The organism is Thermococcus sp. (assembly GCF_027011145.1).
In the GTDB taxonomy this organism is placed as follows: Archaea; Methanobacteriota_B; Thermococci; order Thermococcales; family Thermococcaceae; genus Thermococcus.
In genome coordinates this window covers 33523-53254 of the sequence record NZ_JALVAO010000039.1, presented here as the reverse complement: position 1 = coordinate 53254, position 19732 = coordinate 33523, and the positions used below count along the sequence as shown (strand labels likewise).

Here is a 19732-nt window from a genome sequence, read left to right as displayed (position 1 = left end):
ACCAAATATGTAATAAGAAACTTACACATGGGTGATTAAGATGACACTTGGGGTTGGGCAGGTTAGGAATGCTCAATATGAGATGAACATTACTGAGTACACACTCCCTATTAAGGGGTTTATTCTCCGAAGGGGAAGATTAGTGGGAATATATGTTGAAGAGGTAATCATACCAGTCACGGAAGAGTTACCGAGAGAAGTCCACAAGGCTGTTGTACGAGGCCATGTGAACAACAAGATAACAGTAAGAGAGATAGACTATGGGGGAAACAGAGAAGTTATTGAGATATTAATCGAAACAGAGTATCAAAGTTGGACTGTATTCCTTGCAAACTAGACATAAAACTCCAATTTTGGAGCCCCGGGCGGGGTTTGAACCCGCGACCTGCCGCTTACCAAGCGGCCGCTCCACCAGGCTGAGCCACCGGGGCGTCGTTGATACGATGGACGGAGCCTTTATAAATTTTTCTCTGCCAGTTTTTTGACAAGTCCTTCCAAGACATCTCTGAACGTAGAAGCATCGATCCATTTAATTCCCATTTTCTGAGCCCACGTAAGAATTCCAACATCCGCCGAGACTATAGTCGCGTCGAGCTCTTTAGCGAGGAGTATAAGCTCGAAGTCCTCTTTGCTGTCAACTATCCCCTCGCGAAGGGCTTTGCGGTAGTTCCTCCTGAGCTTCTGGATTACCTTGTCCACGTTGTCAGTTTCAATTACGCTCTCGCGGACGGCCTTCTCGGCAACCCTCAGGCCTTTATCAACCCTTCGCCTTATGTCGTCTATCAGCTCGTAAACCACGAAGGCCGGAATCTTGAGGTCGTGTAGGTTCGGTGGCTTCTTGATGATGTAGAGCTCTATCTCCGGCTTCAGCTCCTCGTCAACGAAGTGCATGACCTCCCTATATATTCCGGGTGGCATGTAGAACTCCACCTTGCCGAAGAGCTTCTCCGCGTATCTGAGGAAGGTCCTCATGGCTTCCGTTGGATTATCCCCGAAGTCCTTCCTAATTTCCGGGTTTACGAATATGCTCGTGTCGAGAACGAACCTTAGAACCATCGGCCACCACAAGGTTATTTAGGGCCGAAGCTTTAAAAAGTTGGGTGGAAGCATGAAGGTTGGCGTCGCCTTCGGTGTTAGTGAACTCGCAAACCCGAAGTCGTTTGAGAAAAAGGTCTCCGATTTCCTTACTGCCCTTGCCAGAGACTTCGACGTAGTTGGAGGCTTTACCCTGAGCTCAAAGGCAGACTTTAAAGAGGCCAAGGGGGAGCTCAACTTCAATGAGGTTGATGCCATAGTCCTCTACCCCCTAACCGGCGGAACAGAGGGTTTCCTTAAGGAGTTCTTCGTCTTCAGAAGGCCCACCGTTATCTTCGGAGACCCTTTCAACAACTCATTAGCGGCTGGAATAGAAATCAGGGAATTCCTGCGCGAGAGACTCGTTCCTTCAACCCTTGTCAAGAACATGGATGAACTTAAAGCGGCACTTCTGGCCTACGAGGATTCCCTCGAAACGCTGGAACCCTTCCTCCGTGCGAGGCTTGGATTAATAGGTAGAATCTCCCCCTGGCTCGTCAACGAGAGGTTCGAACTCCCCTACACGAGGATTAGTCTCAAGAAGTTCTACGAGTATTATGACAAGACAAGCGACGATGACGGATGGAAGGTTGTTGAGAACGTTTTTGAGAGGGCGGAGGAGATAAAGGAGCCCGGGAAGGGGGCCCTAACGAAGGCCGGAAGAATATACCTTGCCATCAGGGAAATCCTGAGGGACTACAGGCTCGATGGATTCACGATAGGTTGCTTCGACCTCATAGGAAAGCTCAACGCAACACCGTGTCTGGCCTTGGCGATGTTCAACGCCGAGGGGATTCCAGCTGGTTGCGAGGGTGAGCTAAACTCCCTCCTTGGGATGTACATCATCAGAAAATACTTTGACAAGCCAGCCTTCATGGGCAACGTGGCCGACTTCGGGGAGAACTACGTTATACTCGCCCACTGCACTGCACCACTTCTCTGGCGCTATAGGCTGAGAAGCCACTTCGAGAGTGGCATCGGCGTTGGCGTTGACGTCGAGTTCCCGAAGGGATCGGCAACTCTGTTTAAGCTTAGGGGCAGAAGAGCGGTAGTTGCTCATACAGAAGTTAAAGGAAATGAACATTTGGAAAATAGATGCAGAACTCAGGTCAAACTTAAGGTTGAAGATGCTCCTGAGTTTCTCGACGGAACCCTTGGAAACCACCACCTTTTAGCATATGTTGATCATGAAGAATTAGCCGATCTACTCAGTGAATTGGGTTTTGAAGTCATGCTTTATTAACTTCCTTTTGTTTTCTCCACCAAAATGTTATAATCTTATTCCAGCTCTAGACTATCGTGGGGTGAGAACAATGAGATCGGCTCAGGCTGCGATAGAGTATATGTTCATGATAGCCCTTGCACTCTTAATGGTTCTCATAGCGGTGAGGCTTGTAGAAAAAACATCTCAAAGTGCCGTTAAAACCATAGAAAAGGCAAATAAAGAAATCATAGAGATACTTCAAAACATGACAAATGGATAGCTCATCCTTGGACTTTTCCCAGCAGTCCAATTCCAACTAATCCAAGACTCACTGCAACTGGTATTGGGTGGAGAGACGCTGCTATTAGAGCAACAACTATCAATGCTACCCTGTAGTACATTTTGAGATGTCCCTTAAGCCACCCTGTAAAGCCTGCTGATAACATGTAGAGCACCAGAATTGTAGCAAAAAGATCGTAGAGTACTAGCCCGACAGTTCCAAGATGCCAATTCTTGACTGTTATAAGGAACATCTCTGGGTGCGTGAAATATATATATGGCCCGATGTAGCCAGCTATTGCATAACGAACGGCATTTAGAGCTGTTTTCCAAAAGTCACCACCTGCTAAGGCCGAACCTGCATAGCTTGCCAGCGCTACTGGTGGAGTAATGTCTGCGAGGATTCCAAAGTAGAATACAAAGAAGTGTGCAGCAAGCAATGCTATTGCCGTTGCAAAGCCCGGAACAGGCTGGTTATAGGGATAAACAGAGCTAACTGCTTGATAAATAGCAGGTGCCATGACAAGAGAAGTAATGATGTAGTTCGCAGTTGTCGGAACGCCCATTCCAAGTATCAGACTGAACACCATTGTGACTACAAGCAATAGCCATAGGTTTCCTCCGGTTAGACCAGCGAGCCGATAGCCAAGAGAGTTGGCCAATCCTGTTATTGTCAGAGATCCCTGGATCAAGCCAGCACTGGCTGCAGCAAGCATCACTGCTGTGCTCGTTTTTCCAGCCTCGATCATTGACTCATAAGTTGCGGAGAACATTGCTTTTCCATCGAGTGTTTTAGATATAGCGCCGACTATAAGTGAGAATATTATTCCAAAAATCCCAGTCAGGAACAGTAAGTTCTCCTTGCTCATTCCAATAGCCTGATTAAATGCTATAAATAGGAGGAACAGTGCTGTTATGTAGAATTTCTCGTTAAACTGAACTCCCTTCTTTAATATCCCAAGCACAACCAAAATTCCAAATAGAGCAATGAGCACAGGATATCCCTTGCCGGCAAACATCAAAAAAGTCCCTATTAGGGCTATTGCAACGTAGAGAGCCTCGTTTCCGGTAATGTTATCTTTTGATATCCATGCAACCCAGATGGCAACTCCCAGAGAAGATATAGCTGCGATATGGGCAGGAATTCCCCAGACGAGGGCTACCGTTATAACAGCTATTGGCAGTAGAATGTAACTCTTCCTCAGGAAGTATCTAATGGGTTTGAATTGCTCCTTTGGCATACCTTTTAGGCCAAGTCTTTTTGTTTCCCTATCAATGAATAGGTAAACTCCAGAGTAATATACCAGCGCCGGAATTACAGCGGCAATTATTATTTTGTTGTAAGGAATGCCCAAGAATTCCGCCATTATAAATGCCGCTGCTCCCATGATAGGTGGCATTAACTGACCACCTGTCGATGCAACAGGTTCCACTGCTCCCGCAATCTCAGGGGGATATCCAGCCTTTTTCATCAAGGGTATCGTAAAAGTTCCAGTAGTTAAAACGTTGGCAACACTCGAACCGCTCACAGTTCCCATTAACCCACTCGCTATTACCGCAGCTTTAGCAGGACCACCTGGCCGAGATCCAAAGAGACTTATCATAAACTCGGTTATGTAGTCACTGATGCCTATCTTAAGCAAAAATGATCCGAAGAAGATGAACGCAAAGACGTAGATCGTCATGACATAGAGAGGAGTCGCAAAGATTCCCTCGCTGGCAAGATACATATGCTCTGCGAAAACCTTAAGATTGAAACCTATGTTGTTGAGGGCATATCCAAGGAAAACTATGACAACCAGTGGAAGAACCCACCCAATAACCCTCCGAGTGGCTTCAAGGACGACCAAAATCGCTAGGAACGCAAATATTACGTCCCTTTCATATACCGATGCAGTTTCTGCATACTGAGGATACCTAAAGAACAAATAAAACATTGTTAAAAGGCTTAGCCCTATGAAGAGGTAATCCAAGGGACCCACTTTCTTAAACCGCTCTGATTTCCTAAAGGGGTAGAGAAGATACGCTATAACAAGGATCATGGCCAGAACAAAAGCCTCCCCCTGTTGGCTCTGGAGGGTGTATAACAGAAAACTAAGTCTTATCCCTACCTTGGAGAGCATGTTGTAGAGTGCACCGTTGAAGTTAAAGATAAACAATATCTCATATATACCAATGAGAATTGCAGATATTGTTACAACCTTTTCAAGTTTTGGAGGGAGCTTTCTTGTTCTGCTTATTACTTCCTCCAATTTCTCAATCTCAACGTTCTGTTTTTCTTCCATTCTTAACACCTCCCCACCAAGACGAGGATTAAAGGACATTTTTCTACTCGAAACTTAACTAAACCGGGAGTCGGGGGCCTGATAACGGTTCTGTTATTAATAACGATCTTAGGACGATTAAACGGTATAAACCAGTAGTCAAGACTCTTTCCCAGGGGCTGGTCTATGATTTTGTAGTAGTAATCACCCTCTCTCCCCTGTATATCCTCTGGAAGACCGGCCCCAAAGTCTTTCCAGAGCATTTTCCGTACGAACATGCCACTTGAATTAACCTCGATTACCTCTATGACTTCACTATGCTCAACACTATGGTTGTATTCAATTCTCATCCAGACCTGCCCCAAAAGGTATGCATGGGAAGATGATACGGTAGTTATAACAAGAGAGTTAACTGGAAAGATTGACCCAATAAGAGCGAGAAGCAGTAAAAAAAAGAAAAAATTACGATTCAAGTGTCTCACCCGCTAGGTGGCTTAATGTTGTCTGGAACTTTGAGTCCCTTCTCCTCATAATACTTGTAAGCTCCCGGGTGGAGCGGTATGCTCATACCGTCAAGAGCCGTGTCAAGGCTTATGTACTTGGCCTTCTGGTGGACGGCGCGGAGGGCATCAACGTTGTCGAAGAGAACCTTGGTCATCTCGTAAACGACGTCATCTGGAAGGCTCGCGCTGACGACGAGAAGAGCCTTAACTGCAAGGGTTGGCGTGTCTTCGGTCATTCCCTTATAGGTGTCTTTTGGAAGAACCTGCCTGACGTAGAAGATGTAGCCCTCGCTCTTGAGCTTGTTAAGAACCTCGTCAGAGATCGGGATAACTCTCACAGGAGTTGTAACGGCTATTTGAGTTATAGCGGGAGTTGGTGCACCTGAAACTATAACAGCGGCATCAATCTGGCCAAGCTTGAGAGCCTGAGCTGCCTGGCTAAAGTCCTGGTTGACTTTCTGAATCTTGTCCCAAACTCCAGCGGCTTTTAATATTTGCTCAGCGGCAACTGCTGTTCCGCTTCCGGGCGCTCCAATAGCGACCTTTTTACCTGCCAAGTCCTGAAGGCTCTTTATGTCGCTGTCAGCCCTGACAACGAACTGAACAGTTTCAGGATAAAGTGCCGCAACACCGCGAAGGTTCTTAATTGGGTGCCCTTGGAACATGTACAACCCGTGGTACGCATAGTAAGCCACATCGTTCTGCATAATAGCCGCCTGTGCGTTTCCATCTCCAATTGCCTTAGCGTTTGAAACACTTGCACCGCTTGTAACGGCTTTAGCCTTTATTCCAGCCTTATTGAGAAGTTCCGCATATTTTGAACCAAGCGGATAGTAAACTCCACTCGTACCTCCAGTGTAGATTGTTATTGTTCCAGAATAGCTGACACCAGAGCTTGAACTTTGAGTTGTGGAAGCACCTCCTTGGGTTGCTGTAGATGTGCTACTCTGACCTCCTATACATCCAGCAACAAAGATAGACAAAACCAAAACGGCCACAATGGCCAGTGTTCCTAGCTTCTTCAAGTTACTCACCTCCACATTGGTGCACATAATATGGCTACATGGCCATATTAGTCTATTAATGAACTTTTATATTTTAAAAGTTTGTGTTACAGGTTCGAAAAACTCACAAATTATCATGCATTTTTTCCTATCAATTTTTATAAATTCGCGGGATTTTTTGAACACTGGTTTGTGTAGGCATAACGTTTTATAAGCTATCTTCAAACCAAATTCCGGTGACAATCCAATGAAAATCATAATGACAACAAAAGTTGATCCAGCCTCAATGAACATAAGAGAGAAACTAATCGAAAACTTCGGATTCAAAGAAACTGAGCTTGTCTTTGATGGGAATCCTGTTTATAAGAGGAATGAAACATTGATCCTAACAACTAACGACGAGATGATTTATTATGATAATCTCGACGATGCTATAGAGAACCAGCTTAATATCAAGCCTGAGATAATAGCCTTTGCCTCTAGGCATTCAAGCAAGCAGAAGTTGCCCGCCTTAACAACCCATGTCACTGGGAACTGGGGTAGGGCAATGTACGGCGGAAAAGATGAGAGCCTTGCGATAGCGGTGCCAAGTGCAATGAAACTTGCTCTCCTTAAAATGAATGAGCTCAACGACCTCAATTGGACGGTCTGCTACGAGGCAACGCATCATGGACCAAGTGAACTGAATGTTCCAAGTTTCTTCATAGAGATTGGCTCAAGCGAGGAGGAGTGGAAAAACAACAGAGCTGGCGAGATAATAGCAGAGACAATTATCTACGTCCTTCAGAACTACAACAAGACCAAGTTCAAAGTCGCAATCGGAATAGGTGGTGGTCACTACGCTCCAAAGCAGACTAAACGGGCTCTCAACAGTGACATTGCATTTGGCCATATAGCGCCAAAGTATGTACATCCCCTTCCAAAGGAGATGCTCCTTAAGGCTATCGATAGGACAGTAGAAACAGTTGAGGCGATATATGTTGACTGGAAAGGGAGTAAAGGCGAGACCCGGCAACTGGCAAAAAATCTCGCAGAAGAGCTCGGTCTTGAGTTCATCCGAGACTGAGCCGAAACCTTTAAAGAGGCGGTGTGGCAGTTAAGTTCAGTTTTGGGTTAGCTAAGTTTATATACTCCTCCCCCACAAACTCCAAAGGGTGTTAAACTCTCCGGAGGGTGAAAAAATGCTGAAGCTGATTGAAGATGCCATCGAAAGAACCTCTACGGCCCAGCCAAAGGCCGTTCCCGAGGTTCAGACTCAGTCGGACATAGACGAGGAGCTTAAAAAGCTCCTTGAGCAGATTCAGGCGAAAATATACGTAGTCGGTGTCGGTGGTGCCGGTTGTAACACCGTTAACAGAATGATGCAGGTCGGAATAGAAGGGGCCAAAATAATAGCCATTAACACCGATGCTCAAGACCTCCTCAAAATCAAAGCTCACAAAAAGATACTTATCGGCAAGGAACTCACTCGGGGTCTCGGTGCCGGAAACAACCCCAAAATGGGTGAAGAAGCAGCAAGGGAAAGCGAGAGGGAAATAAGGGAAGCACTGGAAGGAGCCGACATGGTCTTTATTACCTGCGGTCTAGGAGGTGGAACCGGAACCGGTGCCGCTCCAGTGGTTGCGGAGATAGCCAAAAAGATGGGCGCCTTGACGGTCGCCGTCGTTACACTTCCCTTCACCGTTGAGGGGATAAGGCGCATCAAGAATGCAGAGTATGGACTTGAAAAGCTCAGAAAGAACACCGACACGGTAATAGTTATACCCAATGACAAGCTCATGGAAGTCGCTCCAAACCTGCCGATACACATGGCATTCAAAGTTGCCGACGAGATACTGGTTCAGGCCGTTAAGGGTATAACCGAGCTCATCACTAAGCCCGGACTGGTTAATCTCGACTTCAACGATGTTAGAGCAGTTATGAAGGACGGCGGCGTGGCAATGATAGGCATAGGCGAGAGCGACAGCGAGAAGAGGGCTTTAGAAGCGGCTCAGCAGGCCCTTAACAGCCCGCTCCTCGACGTTGACATAAGCGGTGCCAAGGGGGCATTAATAAGCATCAGCGGAAGCGACGTCAAGCTTGAGGAAGCCCAGCAGATAATCGAGCTCGTTACGAGCAAGCTCGACCCAGAGGCACAGGTCATCTGGGGAATCCAGCTGGATGAGGAGCTTGGTAAGATGATTAGAATTCTCCTTGTTGTCACAGGTGTTAGTTCCCCTTATGCCGTTGTTGAAGAAGAGGAAACTCCATATTTCGGAGAAGAGGAGAAGAAAACCATTAGGCTGGATCTTGATGAACTCTGAACATTTTAAACTTTTAATGGGGTGAAGAAAGTGGCAAGCGTCATCGAGAGACTTAGAAATTTTCTCTCTGAGTCAAAAAGAGTATTGCTAGTTACAAGAAAACCGGGAATGAAAGAGTTTAAACTGGCCGTTAAGATTACCGGTCTCGGAATGATTTTGATAGGTCTCATAGGAATGCTCATCAGAATAATTGGATACTTCATTACTGGTTCTTGAGAGGGTTGCACCATGGCCGAGGGAAAGATATTCACAGTCAGCGTTACCGTTGGTCAGGAAACAACGACTGCGAACCTCATTTACAGCAAGGCAAAAACGTACAACATCCCAATCCAGGCCATACTGGCCCCGAGTAAGGTTAAAGGCTACATCTTTGTTGAGGCCCCAAGCAAGAGTGCCGTTGACGAGGCCATAAGGGGTATCCGCCACGCCAAGCGCGTTCTTCCGGGCGAGATTCCCTTTCACGAGATTGAGCACTTCCTTGAGGAGAAGCCAGCCGTTAGCGGGTTCGAGCCCGGTGACATCGTCGAGCTCATTGCCGGCCCGTTCAAGGGCGAGAAGGCCAAGGTCGTCAGGGTTGATGAGAGCAAGGATGAAATCGTTGTCGAGCTCATTGGTTCAATCGTCCCGATACCGGTCACGGTAAGGGGCGAATACGTTAGACTTATAAGCAAACGCCAGAAGGAGTGACAGGCCCGAGACAAAAGTAAAGGTGGTGAGATGAATGCCACAGGTTGTCGAAGTCCTCGTTGAAGGTGGAAAAGCTACACCCGGACCGCCACTCGGTCCAGCCATCGGTCCCCTTGGACTGAACGTTAAGCAGGTCGTTGACGAGATAAACAAGGCAACGAAGGAATTCGAGGGAATGCAGGTTCCCGTCAAGATTATCGTTGAGGATCCCAAGAAGAAGACCTTCAGAATTGAGGTCGGTATTCCTCCGACCAGCCAGCTCATAAAGAAGGAGCTCGGCATTCCGAAGGGCTCAAGTGAGGCCGGCCACACCCCGGTTGGAGACCTCAAGATGGAGCAGGTCGTCAAGATAGCCAAGATGAAGATTGACCAGATGCTCTCACCGACGCTTAAGGCAGCTGCCAAGGAAGTCATTGGAACGGCCCTCAGCATGGGCGTTACCGTTGAGGGCAAGGATCCAAGAGAAGTCCAGAGGGAAATTGACGAAGGACTCTACGATGAGATTTTTGAGAAAGCTGAGGAGTGAGGGAAAACTTTAAAAATCCCTCCTTTTACGCATCTTTGACTTTTTCGGCTTAAATTGAAAACAACAAAAAGGAGGGCTGTAAATGGCCTTCGACAGGCAGAAACTCGTGGAAGCGGTGAAGGAGGCGAAGGCCCGGGCTAAGCCGCGTAACTTCACACAGACCGTCGAGATAGCAGTCAACCTCAAGGATATAGACCTCCGCAAGCCGGAGAACAGGTTCAAGCTTGAGGTTGTGCTACCTCACGGTCGTGGGAAGGAGCCAAAAATCGCGGTCATCGCTGATGGTGCCGTTGCCGAGGCGGCTAAAAAGCTCGGGCTGGATGTTATTAGTAGTGAGCAACTTGAGGAAATAGCTAAGAGCCCGAGGGAAGCGAGAAAGCTTGCGAAGCGCTACGACTTCTTCATAGCGGCGGCACCACTGATGCCAAAGATAGGTAAGTACCTCGGTAGGTATCTCGGTCCAAGAAATAAGATGCCCGTAGTAGTTCCACCCACCATAACTAACCTCGAGCCCATAGTGAACAAGCTCAAGAAGACCGTCAGGATACAACTCAAGAACAATCCCGTTGTCCACGCCCCAATAGGAACCGAGGACATGGACGATGAGAAGCTCGCCGAAAACGCCGAGGCGGTTCTCAACGCCATCATCAACAAGCTCGAGCGCGGTGAGAACCAGGTGAAGTCAGTGTACGTGAAAACCACAATGGGCCCGGCCGTTAAGGTAGAGAGGTGAGGGAAATGGCCCACGTAGCCGAGTGGAAGAAGAAGGAAGTTGAGGAGCTCACCAAGATAATCAAGAGCCACCCAGTAATTGCCCTCGTTGACGTGGCCGGTGTCCCCGCTTATCCGCTCAGCAAGATGCGTGACAAGCTCCGAGGGAAGGCGCTCCTTCGCGTGAGCAGGAACACTCTCATCGAGCTGGCCATAAAGAGAGCCGCTCAGGAGCTTGGTAAGCCGGACCTTGAGAAGCTCGCCGACTACATCGAGGGTGGAGCAGCCATACTCGCCACTGAGATGAACCCCTTCAAGCTCTACAAGCTCCTTGAGGAGAGCAAAACTCCTGCACCGGCCAAGCCAGGAGCAGTCGTTCCGAAGGACGTTGTCATTCCTGCCGGTCCTACCTCAATCCCACCGGGCCCGCTCGTCGGTGAGATGCAGGCCCTAGGAATTCCTGCGAGAATCGAAAGGGGTAAGGTTAGCATCCAGAAGGACTACACCGTCCTCAAGGCCGGTGAGGTTATAACAGAACAGCTCGCAAGAATCCTTAACGCCTTGGGAATTGAGCCTCTAGAAGTTGGCCTCAACCTCCTAGCAGCTTACGAAGATGGCATTATTTATACACCTAATGTGCTGGCAATAGACGAGGAAGAATACATCAACATGCTCCAGAAGGCCTACATGCACGCCTTCAACCTGTCAGTTAACATAGCGTATCCAACCAAGCAGACCATCGAGGCCATCATCCAGAAGGCCTTCCTTGGAGCCAAGAACGTTGCAATCGAGGCCGGTTACATTACTCCAGAGACGGTCGAGGACATATTTGGCAGGGCCATACGTGCCGTCCTGCTCATAGCCCAGAACCTGCCCGAGGAGTTACTTGACGAGAAAACCAAAGAGCTTTTAAACGCTCAGGCCCAAGTGGCCGTTGCAACTCCTCAGCCAACCGAGGAGAAAGTTGAAGAAGCTGAGGAGGAAGAGGAAGAAGAGGAAGCCAGCGAAGAGGATGCGCTCGCTGGGCTGGGCGCCCTCTTCGGCTGAATTACTTTCCCTCGCATACGTGCGAATAAAAAAGAATGAAGATGATTGGAGGTGTGAAAGGATGGAGTACGTGTATGCCGCTCTGCTACTCCACGCCGCTGGTAAGGAGATAACTGAGGAAAACCTTAAGAAAGTCCTCGAGGCTGCTGGTGTTACACCAGATGACGCCAGAATAAAGGCCCTCGTTGCCGCTCTCGAGGGAGTTAACATCGACGAGGTCATCGAAAAGGCCGCCATGCCGGTCGCCGCTCCGGTTGCTGTTGCTGCCGCTCCCGCTCCGGCCGAGAGCGGTGCCGAACAAGCCCAGGAGGAGGAAGAGGAGGAAGAGGAAGAGGTCAGCGAGGAGGAGGCCCTCGCTGGTCTCGGCGCCCTCTTCGGTTGAACCTCTTCCCTTTTCTTTCAAACTTCTTCAAATGTGAGTCTAAGAAAATTTCTGGTGACCTTTACTGAACCGCAAGCTTTATGTTTTGTTTTCTCAACCCATGTAGGGTTGGGCCGGTGGCCTAGTCTGGACAGGGCGTCGGCCTTCGGAGCCGAAGGTCGCGGGTTCGAATCCCGCCCGGCCCGCCATTGAAGCATTATCGTGCAATTTGTAATTTTTAAATCTTAAGTAACAATTTAATTCACTAAAATTTAATGCTCTCAAGAATAAGAACAGGAAAAACAGATTGGTGGGCCCGGGGGGCTTTGAACCCCCGACCACGCGGTTATGAGCCGCGCGCTCTGACCAGGCTGAGCTACGGGCCCATTACTGGCGCCGCCGCCCGGATTCGAACCGGGGACCGCCGGATTAACAGTCCGGCGCTCTACCAACTAAGCTACGGCGGCTCAACCCAATGTAGGGGATATAAGGGACGTTTATAAATTTTGCGGTTAGAAAAGTAGAAAGATTTATAACCATCAAATTAATCCTAAAAAGCGACTGCCCCGGTAGCCTAGCCTGGCGGGGCGGCGGACTTGTAATCCGCCGGTCGCGGGTTCAAATCCCGCCCGGGGCTCCATTCATTTCTCTAGTAAAGATTCGACCAAAGCAACAATCTGTCTATGGACGTTATCAACGTCTTCCATAGCGTTAACTATCTTAATCTCTGGAAATAACTCTGCAAGTTTGAGATAGTTCTCACGCACTCTTTTCTGAAGTTCCATTATTTTGTCGAACTCACTCCTTATACTCCTTGTTTTTATTCGTTTCATGCTTTCTCTAACGGGAAGGTCAAGAAGCAAAACTAAATCTGGTCGTATAGCAAACCGGTTGAGATCAATAAGCCATTCAAGGTCTAGACCTCGAGCCCATTGATAGGCAAGGGAGGAATAGAAATATCTGTCAGAAATTACGACTTTTCCAGACTCAAGGGATGGCTTTATTAACTTATCAACATGCTCGGCTCTATCTGCTGCAAAGAGTAAAGCCTCTGCTTCATGGCTTATTTTAGCCCCATCTATAATACCCTCCTTCCCACCAGTTAAGACAAGTCGCCTTATAAGCTTACCAAAGGGGGTATCTGTTGGCTCTTTAGTCAAAACAACTTCATATCCTTTCTCCTCAAACCATATTTTTAGTAGTTTTGCTTGTGTTGACTTTCCAGCACCGTCTATGCCCTCAAGTACTATAAAGATCCCCAAGCTCTTCACCCCCAAGATGAAAGAACGTATAAAAGACCAAAAGATAGCTTATAAAACTGCCGTTAAAGAGCGAGTTTTTTCATATAGTCAAGGAGAGACCACATGCTTGTGAACTCTTTCTGCTCGTTCTCTTTGTAAAACTCAACGACACCATCGGGCCTAAAGCGCATTCCAAAGTCATAGTCTCCCTTGTTCAACTTGTGGAGGAAAACTTCCTTTGGTTTTGGGGGAAGGTAACTTGTCATCATGTCGTTCATAAGCTCAACTTCAAAACCAAAATGTTCATTCATTCTTGGGAAAAATAAGACCGCCGGAGTGTTCATAGCATCAACGAGAGCCTTGCCCTCTAGCTTGAAATTGTAGTGCTTAAAGATTTCGTGAAGGAAATCGTCGAGGGCATTTGGATAATAAACTGTTGCACCGATATCATTTGGCTGGGCCTCTATAAAGCTCCTACTTTCGAGAATAGCATTTATCTCTTCAACATCAATACCACTAACATAAACCCTGACTCCTCCATAGTAGTAAACATATGCCAGAGGAAGACCCTTCTTATGTGCAAAGTCCTTGAGTGCTATAAGAGGAATCAAACGAACGTCCATTATGGTTGAACCAGTACTTACTATGCCGACAACCATCGCTCTCTTCCCATAGCGGGAAATTGCCCTGCCGTCTCTGCCAACTATTATAGTCCCATGGGAAACCGTCCCTATAGCCCTGCCTAAAAGAGCCAGCTCTTCGGGGTTAAACCTCTGGGAATAATACACTTCCACTTTCACCACCTCAATCAGGAAGTATTATGCTTTCCCTACCTATTCTAGACTCAACCCAAATCTTTACGTTTGAACCAATCTTGCTAAAGTCTTCAATGAGAGTGTTATCCCCAATCACACTACCCGGCTGTATTACAACACCCTTACCTATATGAACGTTTTCCCCAATTATAGCCTCCCTGATTTCCGCCCCTTCCTCGATTGTAACACCAGAGAAGATCACAGAGCGCTCTATCTTAACGTTTCTCCCAATTTCAACGTCATCTCCAATAACTGCAAAACCACGTATCTCTGGCCTTCTAAGGATGCATCTCTTACCTGTGTAAAGCGCTCCTCCGTATTCTAGATTTCCTTTCAGGCTTTCAGTTTTTATCTGGGGGAGTATAAGCCGTCCAAGGAAAACGTCCTCCGTCGCTTGAAGATAGCTTGAAGGCCTTCCAACGTCGTTCCAGTACTCCTTGAAGGGGAACCCGTAGAGAGCCAAATCGTTCTCCAGCATTCTCGGGAACAAATCCTTGGAAAAGTCGAAGTTCTTGGCCTTTGGGACGAGATCAAAGGCCTCAGGTTCAAAGACGTAAATACCAGCATTGACAAGATTACTAAAGACTTCTTCTGGCTTGGGTTTCTCCTTGAACTGCTGAATTCTACCCTCAGAGTCTATTATTGCTATGCCATACTGAGTTGGATCGTCAACCTCTGATAGAGCTATCGTTGCGAGGGCTTTCTTTTTCTTATGATAGTCATAGAGTGCCCTTAGATCAAGGTTGGTAAGGACATCACTTGAAACCACAAAGAATGTATCGTCCATGTGTTTTACAACCTTTTTCGTCGCTCCCGCAGTTCCAAGTTTTATGTTGTCTTTGTTGGAGTAGTGAATTTCTATCCCCCACTTGCTCCCATCTCCAAAGTATTCCATTATACGCTCCTTTAGGTAACCAACGAGAACATAGACTTCGTCAACACCTGCCTTAATAAGGTTCTGAAGGGCGTATTCCATGAGGGGTCTGTTAAAAAAGGGGATCATTGGCTTTGGCCTGTAAACGGTTAAGGGTAAGAGCCTAGTCCCCTTGCCCCCAGCCAAAATTACTGCCTTCATTTTGAGCACCATCCCATTATATCTACATCTCGCTCAAATATTTTACTGCACACCTATCTGGCCCTAGAGTTCGTTGCCATAGTTATATAGTCGCAACAACTATTTTAAGCCATCGGTCAACATGTGTCGGGGGATACCATGGGTGCACTTGAGAAACTTGCTGAATTACTTCCAAAGGAGCAGTTTGAGAAAATAAAGGCCATAGACAACCCCGAGCTTCATTCTTTTCTGGCTGAGTGGATTGAGTGGCTCGAGCCGAGCAAGGTTTTCGTCTGTACTGACAGCGAAGAGGATGAGCTCTACGTCCGCTGGAAGGCCCTCTACTACGGCGAGGAAAAGATGCTCGAAACGCCGAACCATACGGTCCACTACGACAACTACTACGACCAGGCGAGGGACAAGGCCAACACAAAGCTTCTCGTCTCCGGCGGAAAGGAGATTCCGTTCCTCAACACGATGGATAGGGAAGAGGGGCTTAGGGAGATAAGGGAACTGATGAAGGGTGTTATGAAGGGCAAGGAGCTCTTCGTATGCTTCTTCGTGCTGGGTCCAAAGAACTCGATATTCACGATTCCAGCGGTTCAGCTAACGGATTCGGCCTACGTTGCTCATTCCGAGTTCATCCTTTATCGGAAGGGCTACGAGGAGTTCAAGAGACTCGGTAGAAATGCCAAGTTCTTCCGCTTCGTCCACTCGGCTGGAGAACTAGACGAGAGAAAAACCAGCAAGAACCTTGAGAAGAGGAGGATTTACATTGACCTCGAAGACGAGACGGTCTACTCCCTCAACACCCAGTACGGTGGCAACACGATAGGTCTGAAAAAGCTCGCCTTCCGCCTCACAATCCAGAAGGCCGTTAGAGAAGGGTGGCTGAGCGAGCACATGTTCCTCATGCGCGTTAACGGCCCGAACGGCAGAAAGACCTACTTTACAGGAGCATATCCGAGCATGTGCGGAAAGACATCCACTGCCATGATACCATGGGAGAACATAGTCGGCGACGATTTGACTTTCATTCTGCCCGTTAACGGTATAGCCAGAGGAGCGAACGTCGAGAAGGGTGTTTTCGGCATCATTCAAGGCGTAAACCCCGAGGACGACCCGATTATCTGGCAGGTCCTTCATTCCCCGGTCGAGATAATCTTCTCCAACGTCCTTGTAAGGGACGGCAAGCCCTACTGGAACGACATGGGCATTGAGATTCCGGAGGAAGGGGAGAACCACAGCGGAAAGTGGTGGAAGGGCAAAAAGGACAGAGAGGGCAACGAGATACCGCCGAGCCACAAGAATGCGCGCTTTACCGTTTCCCTTGAGCACTTCCCAAACGTTGATTTGGAGGCCCTCAACAACCCGTGCGGTGTTGAAGTTGGAGGCATGATTTTCGGAGGAAGGGATGCAGACACATGGCCTCCGGTGAGAGAAGCCTTCAGCTGGGAGCACGGAATTATAACGATGGGCGCCTCGCTTGAGAGCGAGACAACCGCGGCCACTCTCGGGAAGGAGGGCGTCAGGGCCTTCAACCCGATGGCGATACTCGACTTCATGAGCGTTCCCCTGGGAGATTACATCAGAAACTACCTTGAGTTTGGCAAAAAGCTCAGGAAGACGCCGAAAATCTTTGCTGTAAACTACTTCCTCCGCGAAAACGGTAAGTGGCTCAACCACAAGCTCGACAAAGCAGTGTGGCTCAAGTGGATGGAGCTTCGGGTGCATGGTGATGTCGATGCAATAGAGACGCCGATAGGCTACATTCCTAAGTATGGGGACCTGAAAAGGCTCTTCAGGGAGGTTCTTAACAAGGACTACAGCAGGGAGGACTACGAGAAGCAGTTCACAATCAGGGTTCCAGAGCTGTTGGAGAAGATTGAGCGCATAGAGAAAATCTACCGCGAGAAGGTCAAGGACGTTCCGAAGGAGCTTTTCAAAGTTCTTGAAGAAGAGAGAAACAGGCTTCTCGAGGCAAGGGAGAAGTACGGCGACTACATCAGTCCCTCAATGCTTGAGGGTTCTTAACTTCTCTTTCTTTTATGAACCCATGAGTGACAGGATTTTTAAATCCAAAGATAGTAGTATCACCATCGGTGGTTTCTATGGTGAAAACCGACGAATGCATCTATAAATCAATCCGCGGAAAACTCCCGAGTCCTCTCATTGGACTCGCAGATCTAGCCTACAACTACTGGTGGAGCTGGAACAGGAGGGCAACGAAACTATGGGAAAAGATAGACCCCGAACACTGGGCCGAATACAAGAACCCGGTAAAGCTACTCCTTGATACTCCAACGAGCAGATTCAAAGAACTCCTCAGAGACGACGATTTTATGAACCTCTACGAGCTCGTCATGGAGCAGTTTGAGGACTACATGAACCCAGAATCAACATGGTTCTCGACCAACTATCCGAAATGGGACAGGCCGATAGTCTATTTCTGCATGGAGTACGGCATAAGCAAAAGCCTGCCGATTTACTCCGGCGGTCTTGGAATTCTTGCCGGAGACCACGTTAAAACGGCCAGCGACTTAGGCTTACCCTTCATAGCCGTTGGTCTACTCTATAAACACGGTTATTTCAAACAGGAGATAGACGAAAAGGGTAATCAAATTGAGATTTTCCCGGAATACAAGCCCGAGGAAATGCCAATAAGGCCCGTCCTTAATAAGGACGGCAAGAGACTGCTCGTAGAGGTTCCTATAGAAGATAGAACAGTCTACGCAAGGGCCTTCGAGGTCCAAGTTGGAAGGGTCAGGATTTACCTTCTCGACACCGATGTCCCCGAGAACGGCCCCGAGGACAGAACCATATGCGATTATCTTTATAATGCCGAGATGGACAAGAGGATAAAACAGGAGATACTCCTCGGCATCGGCGGAATGAGACTCCTCAAAGCCCTTGGCATCGAACCTGGGGTAGTCCACCTAAATGAAGGTCACCCCGCCTTCGCCAACCTCCAGAGGATTGCATGGCTCATGGAGGAAGGCCTCACATTCACCGAGGCCCTGAGCGTTGTCAGGGGAACGACTGTCTTCACGACCCATACGCCAGTCCCAGCTGGCCACGACAGGTTTCCCATTGAGGAAGTCAGGAAAAGGCTCTCACTGTTCCTTGAAGGAAGGGAGGAGCTCCTTGAGTTGGGGAGGGAAGGAGACCAGTTCAACATGACGCTCCTAGCCATAAGGACGTCGAGCTACGTGAACGGTGTCAGCAAGCTACACGCTCAAGTGAGCAGGAGGATGTGGCAGCACCTCTGGCCCGGCGTCCCCCTTGACGAAATACCGATAGAGGCGATAACCAACGGTGTTCACACAATGACATGGGTGCACAACGAGATGAGGAAGCTCTTCGATAGATACATCGGAAAGGTCTGGCGCGAACATACGAACATTGAGGGTATATGGTACGCAATTGAGAGGATTCCCGATAAAGAGCTATGGGAAGCTCATCTTGAGGCTAAGAGGCAGTTTATTGAACTTCTCAGAAGAAAGGTCATGGAAAAAAACGAGCGCCTAGGGATAGATGACCCAATTCCAGCTATAGACGAAAACGCGCTCATAATAGGGTTTGCAAGAAGATTTGCAACGTACAAACGTGCTATTCTTCTTATCAGTGACTTAGAAAGGCTGAAGAAAATTCTAAGTGATTCCACGAGACCAGTCTACATTGTCTTCGGTGGAAAGGCACATCCAAACGACTGGGGCGGGAAAGAGTTCCTCAAGAGGATCTACGAAGTTAGTAAAATGCCCGAGTTCAGGGGAAAGATATTCATTCTAGAGAACTACGACATGGGTAGCGCGAGGCTGATGGTTGCTGGCGTTGACGTCTGGCTCAACACACCAAGGAGACCGTTAGAAGCGAGCGGGACGAGCGGAATGAAGGCCGGCCTCAACGGAGTTTTGAACGCGAGTATATTCGATGGATGGTGGGTTGAGGGATACAACGGCAAGAACGGCTGGGTTATCGGTGAGGAAAGCACCGAGCCGGAGAGTGAAGAAGACGACGTTAAGGACGCCCAGTCCCTCTACGACCTCCTCGAGAGAGAGATAATTCCCACATATTACGGCAATCGCGAGAAGTGGATCTACATGATGAAGGAAAGCATAAAGAGCATAGCTCCACGCTTCAGCACCCACAGAATGGTCAAGGAGTACATGGACAGGTTTTATTCCAAAGCCATGAGCAACCACATTTGGCTTACCCGGGACAACTACAAGGGAGCAAAGGAGATAGCAGAATGGAAAGAGAGAGTTATGAACTCATGGCAGTATGTAGACTTTGTAAATATCAACATTAATGAGAACAAGTCTGGTCTCGAAGTTACAGTTAATCTTGATGGACTAAGACCAGATGATGTTAAAGTAGAGCTCTATTACGGTGTCAGGGCAGAGGGATATCATATAGAAAAACCCCACATCATCGAGCTAAGGCATCCAAAATTCCTTGGAAACGGTGAATGGATTTATACGTACAAAGGAAGTGCACTAAAACATTTAGGTGATCCCTGCTGGCACTATGCCCTTAGGATTTACCCACACCACGAGAAGCTTCCCTACAAATTCCTGTTAGGGCTGGTAAAATGGATTGGGCTGGACTAAAAACGTTACAAGGTGAGTATCTTAAGACAAAGGCATGAACATTTTTTGA

20 protein-coding genes and 5 tRNA genes are annotated in these 19732 nt (G+C 48.0%); 15 read left to right on the top strand and 10 right to left on the bottom strand.

What is annotated here, in order from left to right; all coding sequences use genetic code 11:
• The first annotated feature begins 40 nt into the window (after positions 1-40).
• Complete coding sequence (locus MVG27_RS04265) at positions 41-337, top strand: hypothetical protein (RefSeq protein WP_297550227.1); 297 nt, start codon at positions 41-43, stop codon at positions 335-337.
• 17 nt (positions 338-354) lie between these two features.
• On the opposite strand, the gene MVG27_RS04260 is transcribed toward MVG27_RS04265, so the two are convergent.
• Both MVG27_RS04260 and MVG27_RS04255 read right to left on the bottom strand, forming a co-directional pair.
• Positions 355-431 (bottom strand) — tRNA-Thr (locus MVG27_RS04260).
• 25 nt (positions 432-456) lie between these two features.
• Entirely contained in the window at positions 457-1056 is a 600-nt protein-coding gene (locus tag MVG27_RS04255; protein WP_297550258.1) for an RNA ligase partner protein, read from the bottom strand.
• A gap of 52 nt (positions 1057-1108) precedes the next feature.
• On the opposite strand from MVG27_RS04255, the gene MVG27_RS04250 reads away from it, so the two are divergent.
• Positions 1109-2317 carry a hypothetical protein gene (locus MVG27_RS04250; RefSeq protein ID WP_297550229.1) on the top strand — a complete coding sequence of 403 codons (1209 nt, stop codon included), beginning with the start codon at positions 1109-1111 and terminating at the stop codon, positions 2315-2317.
• Between the two features lie 70 nt (positions 2318-2387).
• Positions 2388-2558 (top strand): class III signal peptide, encoded by a 171-nt coding sequence (locus tag MVG27_RS04245; RefSeq protein ID WP_297550231.1) that lies wholly within the window; start codon positions 2388-2390, stop codon positions 2556-2558.
• A 1-nt stretch (position 2559) separates the two neighbouring features.
• On the opposite strand, the gene MVG27_RS04240 is transcribed toward MVG27_RS04245, so the two are convergent.
• From MVG27_RS04240 to MVG27_RS04230, 3 genes are all read right to left on the bottom strand, one after another.
• Complete coding sequence (locus tag MVG27_RS04240) at positions 2560-4842, bottom strand: TRAP transporter fused permease subunit (RefSeq protein ID WP_297550233.1); 2283 nt, start codon at positions 4840-4842, stop codon at positions 2560-2562.
• A 2-nt stretch (positions 4843-4844) separates the two neighbouring features.
• Entirely contained in the window at positions 4845-5171 is a 327-nt protein-coding gene (locus tag MVG27_RS04235; RefSeq protein ID WP_297550235.1) for a DUF1850 domain-containing protein, read from the bottom strand.
• Positions 5172-5299: 128 nt separating this feature from the next.
• Positions 5300-6349 (bottom strand): TAXI family TRAP transporter solute-binding subunit, encoded by a 1050-nt coding sequence (locus tag MVG27_RS04230; protein ID WP_297550237.1) that lies wholly within the window; start codon positions 6347-6349, stop codon positions 5300-5302.
• Between the two features lie 226 nt (positions 6350-6575).
• Here MVG27_RS04230 and MVG27_RS04225 point away from each other — a divergent pair, with 226 nt between their 5' ends.
• The 9 genes from MVG27_RS04225 (at position 6576) to MVG27_RS04185 (ending at position 12172) form a co-directional block, all read left to right on the top strand.
• Positions 6576-7394 (top strand): D-aminoacyl-tRNA deacylase, encoded by an 819-nt coding sequence (locus MVG27_RS04225; RefSeq protein WP_297550239.1) that lies wholly within the window; start codon positions 6576-6578, stop codon positions 7392-7394.
• A 115-nt stretch (positions 7395-7509) separates the two neighbouring features.
• Positions 7510-8631: a cell division protein FtsZ gene (gene ftsZ / locus MVG27_RS04220; RefSeq protein WP_297550241.1), complete on the top strand. Its 1122-nt coding sequence runs from the start codon at positions 7510-7512 to the stop codon at positions 8629-8631.
• 30 nt (positions 8632-8661) lie between these two features.
• A complete protein-coding gene (locus MVG27_RS04215) occupies positions 8662-8847 on the top strand; it encodes a protein translocase SEC61 complex subunit gamma (RefSeq protein ID WP_297550243.1) in 186 nt (61 codons plus the stop codon).
• Between the two features lie 12 nt (positions 8848-8859).
• Positions 8860-9318, top strand: a complete 459-nt coding sequence (locus MVG27_RS04210) for a transcription elongation factor Spt5 (RefSeq protein ID WP_297063250.1) — start codon at positions 8860-8862, stop codon at positions 9316-9318.
• A 34-nt stretch (positions 9319-9352) separates the two neighbouring features.
• Entirely contained in the window at positions 9353-9844 is a 492-nt protein-coding gene (locus MVG27_RS04205; RefSeq protein WP_297470104.1) for a 50S ribosomal protein L11, read from the top strand.
• Between the two features lie 82 nt (positions 9845-9926).
• Positions 9927-10577, top strand: coding sequence for a 50S ribosomal protein L1 (locus MVG27_RS04200; RefSeq protein ID WP_297550245.1), 651 nt, complete (start codon positions 9927-9929; stop codon positions 10575-10577).
• A 5-nt stretch (positions 10578-10582) separates the two neighbouring features.
• Positions 10583-11602, top strand: a complete 1020-nt coding sequence (locus MVG27_RS04195; protein ID WP_297550247.1) for a 50S ribosomal protein L10 — start codon at positions 10583-10585, stop codon at positions 11600-11602.
• Positions 11603-11663: 61 nt separating this feature from the next.
• A complete protein-coding gene (gene rpl12p / locus MVG27_RS04190) occupies positions 11664-11984 on the top strand; it encodes a 50S ribosomal protein P1 (RefSeq protein WP_297550249.1) in 321 nt (106 codons plus the stop codon).
• 110 nt (positions 11985-12094) lie between these two features.
• Positions 12095-12172: transfer RNA gene (locus MVG27_RS04185), tRNA-Arg, on the top strand.
• Between the two features lie 99 nt (positions 12173-12271).
• Here the strand turns inward: MVG27_RS04185 and MVG27_RS04180 are convergent.
• Both MVG27_RS04180 and MVG27_RS04175 read right to left on the bottom strand, forming a co-directional pair.
• Positions 12272-12349, bottom strand: a tRNA-Ile gene (locus tag MVG27_RS04180).
• 5 nt (positions 12350-12354) lie between these two features.
• Positions 12355-12430 (bottom strand) — tRNA-Asn (locus MVG27_RS04175).
• A gap of 96 nt (positions 12431-12526) precedes the next feature.
• Between MVG27_RS04175 and MVG27_RS04170 the strand changes: the two genes are divergently transcribed.
• Positions 12527-12603: transfer RNA gene (locus MVG27_RS04170), tRNA-Thr, on the top strand.
• A gap of 1 nt (position 12604) precedes the next feature.
• Here the strand turns inward: MVG27_RS04170 and tmk are convergent.
• From tmk to MVG27_RS04155, 3 genes are all read right to left on the bottom strand, one after another.
• Positions 12605-13225: a dTMP kinase gene (tmk, locus tag MVG27_RS04165; RefSeq protein WP_297550251.1), complete on the bottom strand. Its 621-nt coding sequence runs from the start codon at positions 13223-13225 to the stop codon at positions 12605-12607.
• Between the two features lie 62 nt (positions 13226-13287).
• Complete coding sequence (locus MVG27_RS04160; RefSeq protein WP_297556258.1) at positions 13288-13998, bottom strand: phospho-sugar mutase; 711 nt, start codon at positions 13996-13998, stop codon at positions 13288-13290.
• A gap of 10 nt (positions 13999-14008) precedes the next feature.
• A complete protein-coding gene (locus MVG27_RS04155; protein WP_297556254.1) occupies positions 14009-15094 on the bottom strand; it encodes an NDP-sugar synthase in 1086 nt (361 codons plus the stop codon).
• Positions 15095-15232: 138 nt separating this feature from the next.
• Here MVG27_RS04155 and MVG27_RS04150 point away from each other — a divergent pair, with 138 nt between their 5' ends.
• Positions 15233-17107 (top strand): phosphoenolpyruvate carboxykinase (GTP), encoded by a 1875-nt coding sequence (locus tag MVG27_RS04150; protein ID WP_297556252.1) that lies wholly within the window; start codon positions 15233-15235, stop codon positions 17105-17107.
• A gap of 77 nt (positions 17108-17184) precedes the next feature.
• Complete coding sequence (malP, locus tag MVG27_RS04145) at positions 17185-19683, top strand: maltodextrin phosphorylase (protein ID WP_297556256.1); 2499 nt, start codon at positions 17185-17187, stop codon at positions 19681-19683.
• The last annotated feature ends 49 nt before the right edge of the window (positions 19684-19732 follow it).

Bases quoted from the DNA above. Each gene is read 5' to 3' on its own strand.
- MVG27_RS04265 (WP_297550227.1), top strand. From the start codon at position 41: ATGACACTTGGGGTTGGGCAGGTTAGGAATGCTCAATATGAGATGAAC.
- MVG27_RS04255 (WP_297550258.1), bottom strand. From the start codon at position 1,056: ATGGTTCTAAGGTTCGTTCTCGACACGAGCATATTCGTAAACCCGGAA.
- MVG27_RS04250 (WP_297550229.1), top strand. From the start codon at position 1,109: ATGAAGGTTGGCGTCGCCTTCGGTGTTAGTGAACTCGCAAACCCGAAG.
- MVG27_RS04245 (WP_297550231.1), top strand. From the start codon at position 2,388: ATGAGATCGGCTCAGGCTGCGATAGAGTATATGTTCATGATAGCCCTT.
- MVG27_RS04240 (WP_297550233.1), bottom strand. From the start codon at position 4,842: ATGGAAGAAAAACAGAACGTTGAGATTGAGAAATTGGAGGAAGTAATA.
- MVG27_RS04235 (WP_297550235.1), bottom strand. From the start codon at position 5,171: ATGAGAATTGAATACAACCATAGTGTTGAGCATAGTGAAGTCATAGAG.
- MVG27_RS04225 (WP_297550239.1), top strand. From the start codon at position 6,576: ATGAAAATCATAATGACAACAAAAGTTGATCCAGCCTCAATGAACATA.
- ftsZ (WP_297550241.1), top strand. From the start codon at position 7,510: ATGCTGAAGCTGATTGAAGATGCCATCGAAAGAACCTCTACGGCCCAG.
- MVG27_RS04210 (WP_297063250.1), top strand. From the start codon at position 8,860: ATGGCCGAGGGAAAGATATTCACAGTCAGCGTTACCGTTGGTCAGGAA.
- MVG27_RS04205 (WP_297470104.1), top strand. From the start codon at position 9,353: ATGCCACAGGTTGTCGAAGTCCTCGTTGAAGGTGGAAAAGCTACACCC.
- MVG27_RS04200 (WP_297550245.1), top strand. From the start codon at position 9,927: ATGGCCTTCGACAGGCAGAAACTCGTGGAAGCGGTGAAGGAGGCGAAG.
- MVG27_RS04195 (WP_297550247.1), top strand. From the start codon at position 10,583: ATGGCCCACGTAGCCGAGTGGAAGAAGAAGGAAGTTGAGGAGCTCACC.
- rpl12p (WP_297550249.1), top strand. From the start codon at position 11,664: ATGGAGTACGTGTATGCCGCTCTGCTACTCCACGCCGCTGGTAAGGAG.
- MVG27_RS04155 (WP_297556254.1), bottom strand. From the start codon at position 15,094: ATGAAGGCAGTAATTTTGGCTGGGGGCAAGGGGACTAGGCTCTTACCC.
- MVG27_RS04150 (WP_297556252.1), top strand. From the start codon at position 15,233: ATGGGTGCACTTGAGAAACTTGCTGAATTACTTCCAAAGGAGCAGTTT.
- malP (WP_297556256.1), top strand. From the start codon at position 17,185: ATGGTGAAAACCGACGAATGCATCTATAAATCAATCCGCGGAAAACTC.